The 15,543-nt window shown below is 62.1% G+C and carries 13 protein-coding genes; 5 read left to right on the top strand and 8 right to left on the bottom strand.

All coding sequences use genetic code 11. The features are described 5' to 3' along the window. Positions 1-8: 8 nt before the first annotated feature. Both htpX and ABIE18_RS13915 read right to left on the bottom strand, forming a co-directional pair. Positions 9-878, bottom strand: a complete 870-nt coding sequence (gene htpX / locus ABIE18_RS13920) for a zinc metalloprotease HtpX (RefSeq protein ID WP_499723350.1) — start codon at positions 876-878, stop codon at positions 9-11. Between the two features lie 160 nt (positions 879-1,038). Next, entirely contained in the window at positions 1,039-2,310 is a 1,272-nt protein-coding gene (locus ABIE18_RS13915; protein ID WP_499723349.1) for an MFS transporter, read from the bottom strand. Positions 2,311-2,417: 107 nt separating this feature from the next. Between ABIE18_RS13915 and ABIE18_RS13910 the strand changes: the two genes are divergently transcribed. The 4 genes from ABIE18_RS13910 (at position 2,418) to ABIE18_RS13895 (ending at position 5,985) form a co-directional block, all read left to right on the top strand. After that, complete coding sequence (locus tag ABIE18_RS13910) at positions 2,418-3,212, top strand: hypothetical protein (RefSeq protein WP_499723348.1); 795 nt, start codon at positions 2,418-2,420, stop codon at positions 3,210-3,212. Between the two features lie 30 nt (positions 3,213-3,242). Then, positions 3,243-3,722 (top strand): Fur family transcriptional regulator, encoded by a 480-nt coding sequence (locus ABIE18_RS13905; RefSeq protein ID WP_499723347.1) that lies wholly within the window; start codon positions 3,243-3,245, stop codon positions 3,720-3,722. Between the two features lie 14 nt (positions 3,723-3,736). Beyond that, the gene (locus tag ABIE18_RS13900) at positions 3,737-5,218 is read left to right on the top strand and encodes a catalase (protein WP_499723346.1); all 1,482 of its coding nucleotides are present in this window, start codon (positions 3,737-3,739) and stop codon (positions 5,216-5,218) included. Positions 5,219-5,349: 131 nt separating this feature from the next. Next, positions 5,350-5,985: a DUF2461 domain-containing protein gene (locus tag ABIE18_RS13895; RefSeq protein ID WP_499723345.1), complete on the top strand. Its 636-nt coding sequence runs from the start codon at positions 5,350-5,352 to the stop codon at positions 5,983-5,985. 140 nt (positions 5,986-6,125) lie between these two features. Here ABIE18_RS13895 and ABIE18_RS13890 read toward each other — a convergent pair whose 3' ends face one another. The 6 genes from ABIE18_RS13890 to ABIE18_RS13865 all read right to left on the bottom strand — a co-directional run bounded on the left by ABIE18_RS13890 (position 6,126) and on the right by ABIE18_RS13865 (position 13,937). Then, entirely contained in the window at positions 6,126-7,682 is a 1,557-nt protein-coding gene (locus ABIE18_RS13890; RefSeq protein ID WP_499723344.1) for an amino acid permease, read from the bottom strand. Positions 7,683-7,838: 156 nt separating this feature from the next. Further along, positions 7,839-8,273 carry a DUF779 domain-containing protein gene (locus ABIE18_RS13885; RefSeq protein WP_499723343.1) on the bottom strand — a complete coding sequence of 145 codons (435 nt, stop codon included), beginning with the start codon at positions 8,271-8,273 and terminating at the stop codon, positions 7,839-7,841. Next, entirely contained in the window at positions 8,273-9,295 is a 1,023-nt protein-coding gene (adhP, locus tag ABIE18_RS13880) for an alcohol dehydrogenase AdhP (RefSeq protein WP_499723342.1), read from the bottom strand. The genes ABIE18_RS13885 and adhP overlap by 1 nt, the downstream gene beginning before the upstream one ends. Before the next feature lie 95 nt (positions 9,296-9,390). Next, on the bottom strand, positions 9,391-10,914 hold the full coding sequence (gene exaC, locus ABIE18_RS13875; RefSeq protein ID WP_499723341.1) for an acetaldehyde dehydrogenase ExaC: 1,524 nt from the start codon (positions 10,912-10,914) through the stop codon (positions 9,391-9,393). A gap of 96 nt (positions 10,915-11,010) precedes the next feature. Beyond that, positions 11,011-12,354 carry a GAF domain-containing protein gene (locus tag ABIE18_RS13870; protein ID WP_499723340.1) on the bottom strand — a complete coding sequence of 448 codons (1,344 nt, stop codon included), beginning with the start codon at positions 12,352-12,354 and terminating at the stop codon, positions 11,011-11,013. 146 nt (positions 12,355-12,500) lie between these two features. Next, positions 12,501-13,937: an FAD-dependent oxidoreductase gene (locus ABIE18_RS13865; RefSeq protein ID WP_499723339.1), complete on the bottom strand. Its 1,437-nt coding sequence runs from the start codon at positions 13,935-13,937 to the stop codon at positions 12,501-12,503. A 128-nt stretch (positions 13,938-14,065) separates the two neighbouring features. Between ABIE18_RS13865 and rarD the strand changes: the two genes are divergently transcribed. Continuing rightward, positions 14,066-15,160, top strand: a complete 1,095-nt coding sequence (rarD, locus tag ABIE18_RS13860) for an EamA family transporter RarD (RefSeq protein ID WP_499723510.1) — start codon at positions 14,066-14,068, stop codon at positions 15,158-15,160. The last annotated feature ends 383 nt before the right edge of the window (positions 15,161-15,543 follow it).

Below are 15,543 nucleotides of genomic sequence, written 5' to 3'. Positions count from 1 at the left end.
CGGCGTCCTTAGGAGAGCGGCCGGCCAGCCATCCGCTCAAGCCTGGTGATGCGTTCCTTCATGGGCGGGTGCGTGGAGAACAAACGCCGCATGCCACCGCCGCGGAACGGGTTCGCGATCATGAGGTGGGAGGCATTCACCAGTCGTTGATCCTGTGGGAGCGGCAGCTGGGAGACTCCCGATTCGATCTTGCGCAGCGCCGAGGCGAGGGCCAGCGGATCGCCGGTCAGCTCGGCACCGTCCTCGTCGGCGTCGTACTCGCGGGTGCGGGAGATCGCCATCTGGATCAGCGAGGCCGCGAAAGGTGCCAGCAGTGCCATGGCGATCATCGCGATCGGGTTGGCGTTGCGCCGATCCCCGCCGCCGAAGAACAACAACATCTGCCCCACGGACGTGATCACGCCCGCAACAGCGGCCGCCACAGACGACGTCAGGATGTCCCGGTTGTACACGTGCATGAGCTCATGCCCCAGGACGCCCCGTAGTTCGCGGGCATCGAGGACATGCAGGATTCCCTCGGTGCAGCAGACCGCGGCGTTCTTGGGACTGCGCCCAGTAGCGAAGGCGTTGGGCGTCATGGTGGGCGAGAGGTAAATCCGCGGCATGGGCTTGTTGGCTCGCACCGAAAGCTCCCGGACAATCTGATACAGCTGCGGGGCTTGCGCTTCGGTGACCGGATAGGCGGCCATGGAGCGGATGGCGATTTTGTCGCTGTTCCAGTATCCGTAGGCGGTGGTGGCTATACCGATCAGGGCAAAGATCCAGATGGGCGTGGTGCTGCGCGTACCGGCCCCAATAATGGCGCCCAAACCCAACAGCACCGCCCACAGCACACCGAAAAGTGCTGCGGTCTTCAGTCCATTGTTGTGTTTGTGCACGGTTGTTCTTTCACTTTCGTTGGCTCGTGGAAGGTTCTGCAGGGATTAACGCCGACGGCGGTCGCCGTGTTCCGTAACTGGCACACCTACAGGCTGGCCTCGGCTTTTGGGCTGGCATCCGCCCTGCCTGCAACAATCCTGCTGGCTACCGGCCCGCTGGCTACGGCACCGGATGCTTCGCATCGTACGCGACGAAGCCCGGCTGCAGGCGCGAAGCCAGCCAGGCCAACACCATGCAGACGATCCCGCCAATCAGCAGCACTCCGCCTTCGCTGAGGAATTGCGTGACACCGCCAGCCAGCATGTCCCCTATTCGAGGGCCTCCTGCCACCACCACAATGAACACGCCCTGCAGCCGTCCGCGCAGGTGATCTGGCGTAGCGGACTGGAGGATGGTGGTGCGGAAGACCGCGCTGACAGAATCGGAGATCCCAGCCAGTGCACAACACAGGGCGCCAGGAAGGAGCCAGGGCGTTACGCCCTCGCGGCCCGAATCTCCAGCCAGCAACACCACCAAGCCAAACCCAGCAATCGAGGCACCCCACCCGACCACCGACCACACCACTGCGCTTCCCTGGCGCCTCACCCTGCCGAGGGGACCGGAAAATAATCCGGCAAGGAAGGCACCCACGGCGGTAGATGCCAACAGCACGCCCACCGTTGTTTCACCGCCTCCAATCATGACTGCACCGATTGCAGGCATCAGGGCACGGGGTTGGGCGCAGATCATGGCGATGAGGTCAATGATGAATGTCATCCGGACATTAGGCCGCGTGCCTAGGAACCGGAAGCCCTCCACGACGGAGCGAAGCCCGGGCCGGACGGCGTCCTTGGGCGGCGGCAGCGGCGGGAGTTTGGCGAGGCCCCACAGGGCAAAAGTGAAGCTGATGACATCGATCGTGTAAGTCCATCCGAAACCGATCGTGGCCACCAGCACGCCCGCCAGGAGTGGTCCGGCGGTCATGGACAGGCCGAACGTCAGCATGCTCAAGGCGTTCGCCGCCGGGAGCAGATCCTTGCGGACCAGGAGCGGGATGATGGCGCTTCGGGCGGGACCGTTAATGCCCTGCGCACCACTTTGGATGGCAACCAACGCGTAAAGTATCCAGATGTTGCCGATCTCCAGCCAGGCCTGCAGTGCCAAGCCGGCCGTGGTGGCCCAAAGCACCAATGATGCGATCAGCGCTACTTTTCGGCGATCGTAGGCATCTGAGATGGATCCGCCGTAAAGCCCGGCGATGACCAGCGGAACCAGAGCGAAGATACCCAGGAGGCCTACGTAGAAACTCTCCTGTGTCAGGCGGTAAGCCTCCAGGCTGACGGCCACCAACGTGAGCTGGGTACCAATGGCAGCCACTGAGGCCCCGAGCCAAAGCCGCCGGAAGGCCGGGCTCTCCTTGATCGGAGTGATGTCTGCCAGTAGTTTCGCCACCTAGCCACCCTAACGACCCTTGGGACGTCGTTGCCCGCTTGGCTTCCAGGGTGCGTCTCCCGCCGTAACGCGCTGGTTGGTAGGCTCACCCCGGGGAAGGAGTCCACATGGTCTTGTCGCGACGATTGCTGTTCCGCTCGGGCATCTGGGAAATTGCCAGGCCGCGCCACCCCCTGACGGCCGGCCACATTCTGATTCGCCTCTCGGACCCCTCCACGGAATTTACGGAATCCTCGGCCGCCGACTGGTTGTCCTGCCACAACCTCGCCCGGGCAGCTTTGGACGACGTCCTGGGCGCGAAGCGCTGTGCCGTGATGTTCGCCCACCGATGGCACCCCTTGGGTTCGGCTATCGGCGAGCCGGTGGCTGAGTCTTCGACGCCCACATTCCACCTCTTCGCCCGCTGGGCGGCAGAAACCACGACGCCGGGACGCCAACTCGCGTTGCCGGCGCACCATCGCGTTCCCGAGCCCGAGGACAGCCTGGACATCGTCGATGCGCAGATCCGGGATTCGCTGCGGCTTGGCGTCGCCAGCATCCCGAAAGCACCCACTGGGCAGGCGGGGTCCGCGCCTGCGGCCACGTCCGGCGTCGTACCTGTCCAGGTGCCGGTCCCACTGGTGGCGACAGTTGATGCAGCCCGCCATCACAGCGTAATTGAGCCCGCCAGCGGAGCGGCTTCGATTTCCAGTGTCCTTCCCGGGGAGCTCGTTGCCGTGGGCACCGCGTTAGGTGCGCTGCCGCTGACCAGCGGACTCACTGGTTTCAGCTGCGTGGCTGTCGAAGGCGGGAATCCCGGTTCAGCCCTCCGCATCCACGCGGTGGGTCGATCTGCTGCGGAACAAGCCAATCCGATGGTGGAAATGTTTAATTTGCCGGAAGTTAGCTTTGCCTTATTGTGAACTGCTCAAAATAAGTGGTTCAATGAGTGCATGACCGATCACACAGCCGACCAGGAAGCATGGGCCGGTGCCCTGCATGCCCACGGCAGGCGTGTGACCAAACAGCGGCTGGCGGTGCTGGCCGCGGTCCAGCACCATCCGCACTCCCCGGCAGAAGGCATCCTTGCCGCTGCCCGCAAAGAGCTCCCGGAACTGACGGCGCAGTCCGTTTACGTTGTGCTCAGCGACCTCACGGATTTGCAGATGCTGCGCCGCTTTGAACCCCCGCACTCCCCGGCGCTCTACGAAACCCGGGTGGGCGATAACCACCACCACGCCGTCTGCATCAGTTGCGGCCGCGTGGAAGACGTGGACTGCGCCGTGGGACACGCACCGTGCCTCACACCGCACTGGGATGAAAATTCCAAGCCAATGACCATCCAGATCGCAGACGTCCTGTATCAGGGCATCTGCCAGGATTGCCAGGCGAAACAACAGCTCCCCAAACAAACGTCCGTAACTCAAAAATAAGAACAAGGAGAACAATGACTGCTATTTCAACAACCCAGTCAGGTGCCCCCGTTACTTCCGACGCGCACTCCAAGTCCGTCGGCGCCGACGGTGCCATCATCCTGACCGACCACTACCTGGTGGAAAAGCTTGCGCAGTTCAACCGCGAGCGGGTCCCGGAGCGTGTAGTGCACGCCAAGGGTGGCGGCGCTTTCGGTACGTTCAAGACCACCTCCGACGTTTCGGCCTACACCAAGGCCGCGTTCCTGCAGCCGGGCGTCGAGACGGACATGCTGATCCGTTTCTCCTCCGTTGCCGGCGAGAATGGTTCTCCCGACACCTGGCGCGACCCCCGCGGTTTCGCCGTGAAGTTCTACACCTCCGAGGGCAACTACGACCTCGTGGGAAACAACACCCCGGTGTTCTTCATCCGCGACGGCATCAAGTTCCCGGACTTCATCCACTCCCAGAAGCGCCTCCCCGGTACCCACCTGCGTGACGCTGACATGCAGTGGGACTTCTGGACCCTCTCCCCCGAGTCCGCACACCAGGTCACCTGGCTCATGGGCGACCGTGGCCTCCCGGCTTCCTGGCGTGAAATGCAGGGCTACGGCTCGCACACCTACCAGTGGATCAACGCCGCTGGTGAGCGCTTCTGGGTCAAGTACCACTTCAAGTCCAACCAGGGCGTCAAGACCATCACTGGTGACCAGGCTGAGGAGCTGGCAGGCTCGGATGCAGACTTCTACATCCGCGACCTCTCCGAGAACATCGAAGCCGGCAACTTCCCTTCCTGGGAACTGCACGTCCAGGTCATGCCCTACGAGGATGCCAAGACGTACCGCTTCAACCCGTTCGACCTCACCAAGGTCTGGCCGCACGCGGACTACCCGCTGATCCACGTGGGCACCATGGAGCTGAACAAGAACCCGGAGAACTACTTCGCGCAGATCGAGCAGGCCACCTTCGCGCCGTCGAACTTCGTACCGGGCATCGCTGCCTCGCCGGACAAGATGCTGCAGGCCCGCATCTTCTCCTACGCTGATGCACACCGCTACCGCGTGGGTACCAACCACGCCCAGATCCCGGTGAACCAGCCCAAGAACCAGGTCAACAACTACAGTCAGGACGGCGCCGGACGTTACTTGTTCAACGCCCCCACCACCCCGGTCTACGCACCGAACTCCGTTGGTGGCCCGGCTGCTGTTGAGCCCGCTTCACCGGCAGGTGGCTGGGAGAACGACGGCGAGCTCACCCTCTCCGCGCACACCCTGCACTCCGAGGACAGCGACTTCGGCCAGGCCGGTACCCTGTACCGCGAGGTCTACGACGACGCCGCCAAGGCCCGCCTTCTGGACACCATCACCGGTGCCGTGGGCGGCGTGAAGAGCGTCGACATCAAGGAACGCGCCATCCAGTACTGGACCAACGTTGACGCCGAACTCGGCGCCAAGCTGCGCGCCAACCTCGGTGCAGGCCAGGCCTCCTCTGACGCCGAAGCAGCCAACAAGCTCTAAGCGTCTGAATCGGTAGGAATTACCGCCGAACACCCCGTTGCGGATCTCTGCAGCGGGGTGTTCTTCTTTGTTTTCCACATAGACGGGCTGGGCTCTGGCTGCTCTGGTGCCGTGGTCCATAGGATCCTTCCATGAGCACATTCGAGGGAATTCCGTCCGCAGCCTTCCGCTTCTATGAAGAACTGGAAGAGAACAACAACCGCGAGTGGTGGTTGGAGCACAAAGACATCTACGACGCCGCCGTCAAGGAGCCGCTGGCGGCCCTCCTTTCGGAGCTGGAGCCTGAGTTCGGGCCGGCGAAGATCTTCCGGCCAAACAGGGACATCAGGTTCTCCCAGGACAAGTCGCCCTACAAAACGGCCCAGGGCGCCTTCGCAGCGTCACACGAAGGCCTCGGGTTCTACCTCCAGGTCAGTGCCGATGGCCTGTTGATCGGTGGCGGCTGCCATTCATATACTCCCGCACAATTGGCACGCTTCCGCGCGGCTGTGGACGCTCCTGACAGTGGAGGGGAATTGCAGCAGATTGTGGACTCAGTTGCCGCAGCGGGTTTCGCCATCCAAGGCGAGATGCTCAAGACCGTTCCGCGGGGCTTCGACAAAGATCATCCACGCGCCGAGCTCCTGAAGCACAAGTCCTTGTCTGCCGGGGTTGAGGTTGGTGAGCCGGAATGGCTCTCCACGCCGTCAGCAAAACAGGAGATCGCTGACCGCTGGGAAGTGCTGAGGCCCCTGGTGGATTGGGTGGGGAAGCACGCTGCGCCTTAGGCCCCTGTCCCTTTCGCGGGGTCCGGTCGCAGTGCCGTAGGGTGACGGCCCAGGAACACCAAAAGCGCCCGGGAATTGATTCTCCCGAGCGCTTTCGATGGTGATTCAAGCCAGCTGTCTGACAAGCAGCTGAGATTGGTTTAGACCTTGGTGAAGGAGTCTTCGTCCTCGTCGCCCTTGACCGCGGTGGTTGCAGAACCGCCATTGACGGCAGCCTTGGCTGAGGCGAACTTCTCGTTGAGCCGCGAATGGCGCTGCCCGTAGGAGAAGTAGATGACCATTCCGATGACCAGCCAGATCGCGAAGAAGATCCAGGTTTCGACTGCCAGGTTGGTCATGAGGTAGACGCACAGGATCGCGGACACCCAGGGCAGAACTTTTCCGAACGGGACCCGGAACGCAGGCTTGAGGTCCGGACGCTTCTTGCGCAGCACCAGGATGCCCAGGCTGACCATCACGAAGGCAGACAGCGTTCCGATGTTGATCATTTCCTCGAGGAGGTCCACGTTGGTCAACCCGGCCACCAGGGCCACTGCTGCACCACAGATGATCTGCAGGCGTGCAGGGGTGGAGCGCTTCTCGCTGGTCTTGGACAGGGACCGCGGCAGCAGGCCGTCGCGGCTCATGGCCAACACCACCCGGGAAAGGCCCATGAGCAGCACCATGATCACAGTGGTCAGGCCAACCAGAGACCCGAAGGCAATGACTTTGGCGGCGTCGTTGTTGCCCACGGCTTCGAAAGCTGTGGTCAGCGTGGGGTTCTTTTCCTCAGCCAGCTGGGTGTAGGAGACCATACCGGTCAATGCAAGGGAGACCAGGATGTAGAGCAACGTCACTACGGCCAGGCCACCGAAGATACCGCGTGGCAGTGTCTTCTGTGGGTTCTTGACCTCTTCCGCGGAAGTTGCAACGACGTCAAAGCCAATGAAGGCGAAGAACACCAGGGCAGCACCAGCGAAAATGCCCAAGGTGCCGTACTGGGCAGGAGCAGCACCGGTCAGGAAGCCGAAGAAGGACTGCTTCATGACATCGGCGGCACCTGTGCCCGTAGTCGGCTCCGAGGCGGGAATGAACGGCGTGTAGTTGGAGAACTTGACGTAGCTGAAGCCCACAACGATCACGAACAGCACGACCGCGATCTTGATCAAGGTGAAGATGTTGCCAACGCGGGCGGACAGCTTCGTCCCCAGCACCAGCAGCACGGTGAAGATCGCGACAATGAGGAAGGCGCCCCAATAGAGGTCAACGCCGCCCACGCTGAGCGCCGGCGGGATGTCCAGGCCCATCAGGGCGAAGACTTTGCTGAGGTAGATGCCCCAATACTTGGCGATCACCGCGGCAGCAGTAAAGAGTTCGAGGATGAGGTTCCATCCAATGATCCACGCGAGAACCTCGCCCATGGTGGCGTAAGTGAACACGTAGGCCGAGCCTGCCACGGGGATTGCCGTGGCGAATTCGGCATAGCACATGATGGCCAAGGCACACGTGACGGCTGCGATGGCAAAGGAGATGGTGACGGCCGGGCCGGCAAAGTTTGCAGCAGCCTTGGCGCCAACGGAGAAGATACCGGCACCGACAGCGACGGCGACACCCATGATCATCAGGTCCCAGGTACTGAGGCTTCGCTTCAGCTTGCGCCCGGGCTCGTCGGCGTCGGCGATCGACTGCTCGATCGACTTGGTCCTGAAAATGTTCATAAAAATGCCACATTCTGGATGGGGGTGGTATAGGACTCATCAAGAATAGTGTCCGGTCAGTGGACGACCATATTTATCCCAGATAGTGAGACGGTCCCCGAGTCCACGTTACTGATGTGACTGGTGTGACGGAGGCGAGTAGCCCCCGTCACACCACTAAACACCCGGTACGTCCCAGTCCATGATGGTGGAGCGGATCAGGAACCGCTTCCCCTCGGGGGACTCTACAGAGAAGCCGCTTCCTCGGCCGGGAACCACGTCAACAGTGAGATGGGTGTGGGACCAGTAGGCGAACTGTTCCCTGGACATCCAGAACTCGAGAGGCTTTGGATCCTGGCCCGCTCCGGTTCCGAAGCCTGCACTGATATCGAACCGGCCCAGGAGCACATCTGAATCACCGGTGAGGAACTCCCCCGCCGGGTAGCACATGGGAGCGGAGCCGTCGCAGCACCCACCGGATTGATGGAACATGAGCGGGCCATGCTGCTCCCAGAGCTTCCGCAACAGTTCGACGGAGGCCGCGGTGAGCGCCACCCGGGAAAAGTTCTCCCCGGAGAGCGTCACCGCAGCTTCCAATACGGGGTGGTCCATCAGAACTTCAGAACCACTCGGCCATCGATCTTGGCGTGCTTCATCTCGTCAAAGACCGCGTTGACCTCAGACAACTCACGGGTGGAGACCGTGGGCTTGATCTTGCCTTGTGCGTAGAACTCCAGCGCTTCCTCAAGATCCTGGCGGGTGCCAACAATCGATCCCCGCACCGTGAGGCCCTTAAGGACGATCTCGAAAATGGGTGCCGGGAAGTCACCCGGAGGAAGCCCGTTGAAGACGATGGTCCCACCACGGCGGGCCATTCCGATTGCTTGCCCGAAGGCAGAAGGGTGCACCGCCGTCACCAGGACACCGTGGCAGCCGCCGGTTTCGCGCTGGATGACCTCGGCTGGATCCTCATGCAGAGCATTGACCGTTAGTTCAGCGCCGTGTTCCCTGGCCAACGCCAGCTTGTCGTCGGCAATATCCACGGCGGCCACACGAAGTCCCATGGCTACCGCATACTGGACGGCAATGTGTCCCAATCCGCCGATTCCGGAGATCGTAACCCACTGGCCAGGCCTGGCTTCGGTCATCTTCAAGCCCTTGTAGACGGTAACTCCGGCGCACAATACCGGAGCAACCTCCACGGGATCCGAGCCCTCCGGGATGCGGGCTGCAAAACGTGTGTCCACCAACATGTACTCGCCAAACGAGCCGTCCACACTGTAGCCACCGTTCTGCTGGGACTCGCACAGCGTTTCCCACCCGGTGCGGCAATACTGACAATCTCCGCAGGCAGACCACAGCCACGCATTGCCAACAATGTCCCCCACCGCGACGTCCGTTACTCCTTCGCCGAGGGCCACTACTTCTCCCACTCCCTCGTGGCCGGGCACGAAGGGAGGGGTAGGTTTGACCGGCCAGTCACCTTCGGCCGCATGCAGGTCGGTATGACATACCCCCGACGTGATCAGGCGCACCAGCGCTTGGCCGGGACCCGGCGTCGGCCTTTCCACGTCCATGACCTTAAGGTCGGTTCCGAACTCCGTAACTACTGCAGCTTGCATGGTTGTGGACATTGACGATCTCCTTTGATCTTTACGAATGAAGCGGGATGGTGCACAGCCAACGCCCCTTTCCGAACAATAGAGGGGCATCGGCTGACCACAAACTCCTAGAAGAAGCCGAGTTTGTTCTCGTTGTAGCTGACCAGGAGGTTCTTGGTCTGCTGGTAGTGGTCCAGCATCATGGCGTGGTTTTCACGGCCAATGCCTGAGGACTTGTAGCCACCGAAGGCGGCACCGGCCGGGTAGGCGTGGTAGTTGTTGACCCACACGCGACCGGCCTGGATTTCCCGGCCCGCGCGGTAGGCGACATTTCCGTTGCGCGACCAAACGCCGGCACCCAGGCCATACAGGGTGTCATTGGCGATGCCTATGGCGTCGTTGTAGTCGCTGAACCTGGTCACGGAGACCACAGGGCCGAAGATCTCCTCCTGGAAGATCCGCATCCGGTTGTGGCCTTCGAAAATCGTGGGCTGGACGTAGTAGCCGCCGGCAAGGTCACCGGAAAGCTCTGCCCGTGCGCCGCCCGTGAGGACTTTCGCGCCCTCCTGCTTTCCAATGTCGATGTAGGAGAGGATCTTCTCCAGCTGGTCGTTGGATGCCTGGGCACCGATCTGGGTTTCCGTGTCCAGCGGGTTGCCTTGGATGATCTTGTTGGTACGGGCTACGACATCAGCCATGAAGGAGTCGTAAATCCCCTCCTGGACCAAAGCACGCGACGGGCAGGTGCAGACCTCGCCCTGGTTGAAGGCAAAGAGCGTGAAGCCCTCCTGTGCTTTGTCGTAGAAAGCGTCATTCTGAGCTGCGACGTCGTCGAAGAAAATGTTGGGGCTCTTGCCGCCAAGTTCCAACGTGACAGGGATGAGGTTGTTGGACGCGTACTGGCTGATAAGCCGGCCTGTGGTGGTCTCGCCCGTGAAGGCGATCTTGCGGATCCGAGGGCTGGAAGCCAGTGGCTTTCCGGCTTCGACGCCGAAACCATTGACCACGTTCACTACACCCGCGGGCAGCAGGTCGCCGATCAATTCCATCAGCACCAGGATCGACGTCGGCGTCTGCTCGGCTGGCTTAAGTACGACGACGTTACCCGCGGCAAGCGCGGGGGCCAGCTTCCACACGGCCATAAGGATGGGGAAGTTCCAGGGGATGATCTGGCCCACCACGCCCAGCGGTTCCTTGAAGTGGTAGGCGGTGGTGTCGTCGTCAAGCTGCGAAAGATGCCCCTCCTGCGCACGGACGGCGGAGGCGAAGTAGCGGAAGTGATCGGCGGCCAAGGGAATGTCCGCGTTGAGGGTCTCCCGGACGGGCTTGCCGTTGTCCCACGTCTCGGCAACCGCGAGCAGCTCTACGTTCTCGTCTATGCGGTCTGCGATCTTGTTCAGAATCGCGGCGCGTTCCGTAGCTGACGTCTTGCCCCAGGATGGCGCGACCTTGTGCGCGGCATCCAGTGCCAGTTCAATGTCCTCGGACGTGCCACGGGCAACTTCGCAGAAAGCTTTGCCCGTGACGGGCGTGATGTTTTCGAAGTAGGCGCCCTTGACGGGAGCAACCCACTCCCCGCCGATCCAGTTCTCGTACCGGTCCTTGAAGGTGACCTTCGAACCCTCGGCACCCGGCTGTGCATAAACGGTCATTGCTAGCTCCTTTGCTGCGAATCACGGTGGCTGTCGCCATTGATTCGAGCCTAGGAGCGGGCAGGTTGCAGCTACGTTGCAACCGTGTGAGTCAGCTCACGCTTTCAGTTCCGTTTCGATCCGCTCAAGGTCAGCCACGACGGCGGCACGCTTGGGTGAGCGCGGCGGCAGCAGCTTCAGGACGGCAAGGCGGAGATCGACGTCGTACTTCGCCTCGGGCAGCTCAGCGTACTTTAAGAGCGAATCAACGCTGCCGTCGCTCAGGAGCGCTTCCCGCAACAGATGCGAAACCCGTTCACGCAACTGCACGACGCCGGGCGCCTCCGAGCGCGGCAGGACTGCGCCTTTGTAGATCTCCAAGGCAATCCGGTGGGCACCGCGCTGCAGGCAACTGAGCACCTGGCCCGAATCGGGAAGCAACTCAACAGGCAAGCGGTAGGGCCTCGATTCGGGAACCGCCCCGGGGCTGAGTTCATGGAGAACTTTGCGCAGGCGCACCATTTCCGCCCGCAACGTCACCGCCGAGCCGTCTCCCGGGTATAGCTGGGCGCAGAGGTCATCCGCGCTGAGGCCGGCCGGTTGGCTGCAGAGGATAGCCAGGATTTCGCTGTGCCGGGCCGACACGGAAACGGTCCGGCCATCAATGCTGAGAAGGGCCTGATCGCGGCCCAACAACTGCAGGCTATTCCGATACAGAGTGTGGCTGGAAGCAGAAGTTGAGCTCCGGCGTCGTGGTTTTTCCCGCACGGCAGCGGCGAGCTGGAGACGCTCGATGCGCAACTGCGCTTGTGCAGCCGCAACCGTTGCTTCCACCAGGGATACCGTGTGCGGGGCCACCGCGGTCTCCGTTCCAGTGATGTCCACGACGCCCAGCACGGCACCGGAATCGGGATCATGGATGGGAACGGCGGTACAACTCCATGGGTGAACTGATCTCTTGAAGTGTTCGGCACCGGAGATCTGGATGCTCCGATCCAGGGCCAGCGCCGTCCCGGGAGCGCTTGTACCCACCGAGGCCTCGGACCAATCGGCGCCCGCAACGAACATCATTCCTTCGGCCCTGCGCTGCATGACGGGATCGCCATCCACCCACAAAAGCCGCCCGACGTCGTCCCCAACCGCCACGAGCAACCCACTGTCATGGCTGGGCTGGACCAGCAACTTCCTGATGACGGGCATGATCGCAGCCAGCGGGTGTTGCCTGCGGTAGTCCTCCAGTTCGTCGCGGTCCATCGCGAGCGGCGCTTCCGGAATATCGGGATTGGCCAGCAGGTTGGCCGAACGCTGCCAGGACTCGCGCACCAAGCGCCGGAGGCCCGAGATGTCCTCAGGAGTCCCGGCCCGCAGCATATCCAGTTGTTCGTGGCTGGCCAGGGCGCGCTTCTGCACCAGTTTCCCGGCTTCGTTGGCTGGAACAGGCGAATGGATCGGATTCCTCATCGAACTCCCTGGTAATCCGCAATGACAGTGCGCTGCGCATGTGCTGGCGGCACAGTACCCGAAAGTCTAGTTCTACGAACGGAGTTTGTGTACAGCTGCTGCCTTTGCGAAGCCTGTTGAGGGCGTCAGTTACGCAAACCCAGTGGTCAGCCGCGGGAGATCTGGATCATTTCCTCACGCGGAACTACCTTGATGCGCTCCCGGATCACGCCATTGCCGTTGCCGGACTCGGACCAAGCGGCACCGAGGGCGGCCTCGTGGGCATCCAAGCGGTTCCACCCCTCCCAGGTGGTGTATTCGATGCCGCGTTGCTCAAGGAGATCGATGATGGCCTGCGGATCCGGGTTCTCTGCTGGAGGCAACGTGAGCCGGTCTTCGAGGAGGCAGCCGATGGTCTCCAGGGCATCGCCCTTGGTATGACCGATCAGGCCTACAGGTCCACGCTTGATCCAGCCCGTGGCATAGATTCCCGGCACGGGCTTGCCGTCGGCATCCAGGACGCGACCGCCGTCGTTCGGTATGACACCGCGGCGGGCGTCGTACGGAAGCTCCTCAAGGGGCGAGCCGTGGTAGCCGATCGCGCGGTAGACGGACTGCACGGGGTACTCCACGAATTCACCGGTGCCCTTGACGTTGCCGGTTCCATCCAGCTGCATGCGCTCGAACTTGATGCCGGCAACCTTGCCGGGAGTTTCCGGCGAGTCCAGGATCTCCACCGGGCTGTGCAGGAAGTGCAAGTGCAGACGGCGCGAGGATGGCTGCTCGGATTCCGCGTGTTCCTCCACCAGCCAGTTGGTCATGGTGTTGACCATGGTCTTGATCTGGTTGTTGGTGCGGATTGCTTCATCGGAGGCTTCATCAAACTCGAAGTCCTCCGGGTACAGCACAATGTCTACGTCGTTGCAGTGGGACAGCTCCCGCAATTCCAGCGGGGTGAACTTAACTTGTGCAGGACCGCGTCGCCCAAATACGTGGACGTCGGTAACAGGTGATTTCTTCAACCCCTCGTACACGTTTTCCGGGATCTCGGTAACCAGCAGTTCATCGGGGTGCTTGACCAGCATACGAGCCACATCAAGGGCAACATTGCCATTGCCGATGACCGCAATCTCCTTGGCATCCAGCGGCCAATCGCGGGGAACGTCCGGGTGTCCGTCATACCAGGAAACAAAATCGGCTCCGCCGAAGGACCCTTCCAACCCGATGCCCGGGATGTTCAGGTCCGCGTCCTTGATGGCCCCCGTGGAGAAGATCACGGCGTCATAGAATGCACGGAAATCGTGAAGCGTCAGATCCCGGCCGTAGGTCACGTTGCCAAGGAAACGGATGTCCCCCCTGTCCAGAACCTTGTGCAGGGCGTTGACGATGCCCTTAATGCGGGGGTGGTCCGGCGCCACGCCGTAGCGGATCAGCCCATAGGGCGCAGGGTACGCCTCAAAGAGATCGATGCTGACCTCCACGTCCCCGTCCTTGACCTCGTTGGACTTGGTCAGGATGTCGGCGGCGTAGACGCCGGCGGGACCGGCGCCCACGATGGCGACGCGAAGCGGACGTTTGGGGGTGGTTGCGGCTGAGTTGGACACCGTAAGCCCTTCCGAAGCAGTAAGCCACGCCATTGTTGGGGCGCGCAGATTCCAATTCTAGATGTCCGCCCTGCACCCAGCCTCCTATATGGCAGGTGTCACACAAAAACACACCATCACTGCCAACATTGCGGAATATTGCGCCCACGTTTGGTGTTGGCGACATTGTGTCGACACCCGAGCAGATCACCGCAAACTCGTCCACTTCCAGCCAAGCCGCGACTGCGAGTGCGTCCAGCAGTGAACTGAACGGCGATACCTCTGGCGGCAGGACCCGCGGACGAAAGCCGGTCTGGAGCGAGTCGACGGCGGGAATCCTCTTTGGCATTGGCGCTTACTCTTTGTGGGGACTGCTTCCCCTGTACTTCCTCGCGCTTCAACCGGCCGGGGCCATCGAAATCGTTGCCAACCGCGTCGTTTGGTCGCTGATCTTCTGTGCGTTGCTGATCACGGTCACGCGGGCCTGGCGGGTCTTTGGCGCAGCCGTGAAGGACCGCTCCGTCTTTGCCCCGTTGGCCTTGGCAGCTGGATTGATAGCCATCAACTGGCTCACCTATACCTTCGGCGTCACCACAGGCCATGCCGTTGAAACATCCCTTGGATACTTCATCAACCCGTTGGTGTCGGTCCTGCTTGGCGTATTCGTGCTCAAGGAGAAGTTGCGGCCACTCCAGTGGGCAGCAGTGGGCATCGGCTTCATCGCAGTGGGAGTCCTGACCTTTTCCTACGGCCAGCTTCCCTGGATCGCGTTGATCCTTGCCTGCAGCTTCGGCCTGTACGGGTTCGTCAAGAAACGCGTCGGGCCCAAGGTTGATGCGCTCACCAGCCTCTCCGTTGAAACAGTGGTCCTGGCCCCCTTTGCGGCCGCCACCATGGTTGTCCTGGGCGTTAGCGGTGTCGCAACACTCACCGCCCACGGGCCCGGGCATTTCTGGTTGCTTCTGGCATCCGGCGTCATCACCGCTGTGCCGCTGCTCTTCTTTGGCGCCTCAGCCCGTCGCCTGCCCATGACCACCATCGGCTTGCTCCAGTATTTCGCACCGATTCTCCAGTTCATCGTGGCGCTGGCCGTCTTCAACGAGACCATGACCACGGCCCGCTGGATCGGTTTCTGCGTGGTGTGGCTCGCCCTGCTGGTGCTCACGGTGGACATGCTGCGCACTGCAAAGACGAACTCGTCGCTGAAGAAGAAGGCCCGGATCGCGGCCGCTGCGGGAGCCTAGCCCCCCCCCCCCCCCCCCCGCTGACGCCAGGCACCCAAGTGCGCTCCGCCGTCGAGCGCTTCCTGCAACGAGGTCGCGGGAACGGTGCGAGATCGCCCGGAAACCTCCGGCGAACTCAGCGCTTTCCCGCGTTCTCGGAGCGTGAGCACTTTTGTTCATTTCTGTTGAGGGGTCCATCAACCGGACATAAAGTTGCGGAAACTTTCGTCGCCACGTCCACCCCAACACGCCCTTAACGCCCGCCGCCCAAGTAACTCGCAGTAGTGGGGGGTGGGGGGGGGGGGGGGGGGCCCCCCCCCCCCCCCCCCGGGGGGGGGGGGGGGGGGGGGGGGGCCGGGAGTTAAGTGGGGGGTTGTTTGCGCACCAAACCACCACCCACCCCC

The organism is Arthrobacter sp. 2762 (assembly GCF_040548745.1).
GTDB lineage: Bacteria > Actinomycetota > Actinomycetes > Actinomycetales > Micrococcaceae > Arthrobacter.
The sequence above is the reverse complement of the archived record's forward strand: the minus strand, read 5'-3'. Positions and strand labels throughout refer to the sequence as shown.

Bases quoted from the DNA above. Each gene is read 5' to 3' on its own strand.
- ABIE18_RS13910 (WP_499723348.1), top strand. From the start codon at position 2,418: ATGGTCTTGTCGCGACGATTGCTGTTCCGCTCGGGCATCTGGGAAATT.
- ABIE18_RS13905 (WP_499723347.1), top strand. From the start codon at position 3,243: ATGACCGATCACACAGCCGACCAGGAAGCATGGGCCGGTGCCCTGCAT.
- ABIE18_RS13900 (WP_499723346.1), top strand. From the start codon at position 3,737: ATGACTGCTATTTCAACAACCCAGTCAGGTGCCCCCGTTACTTCCGAC.
- ABIE18_RS13895 (WP_499723345.1), top strand. From the start codon at position 5,350: ATGAGCACATTCGAGGGAATTCCGTCCGCAGCCTTCCGCTTCTATGAA.
- ABIE18_RS13890 (WP_499723344.1), bottom strand. From the start codon at position 7,682: ATGAACATTTTCAGGACCAAGTCGATCGAGCAGTCGATCGCCGACGCC.
- ABIE18_RS13885 (WP_499723343.1), bottom strand. From the start codon at position 8,273: ATGGACCACCCCGTATTGGAAGCTGCGGTGACGCTCTCCGGGGAGAAC.
- adhP (WP_499723342.1), bottom strand. From the start codon at position 9,295: ATGTCCACAACCATGCAAGCTGCAGTAGTTACGGAGTTCGGAACCGAC.
- exaC (WP_499723341.1), bottom strand. From the start codon at position 10,914: ATGACCGTTTATGCACAGCCGGGTGCCGAGGGTTCGAAGGTCACCTTC.
- ABIE18_RS13870 (WP_499723340.1), bottom strand. From the start codon at position 12,354: ATGAGGAATCCGATCCATTCGCCTGTTCCAGCCAACGAAGCCGGGAAA.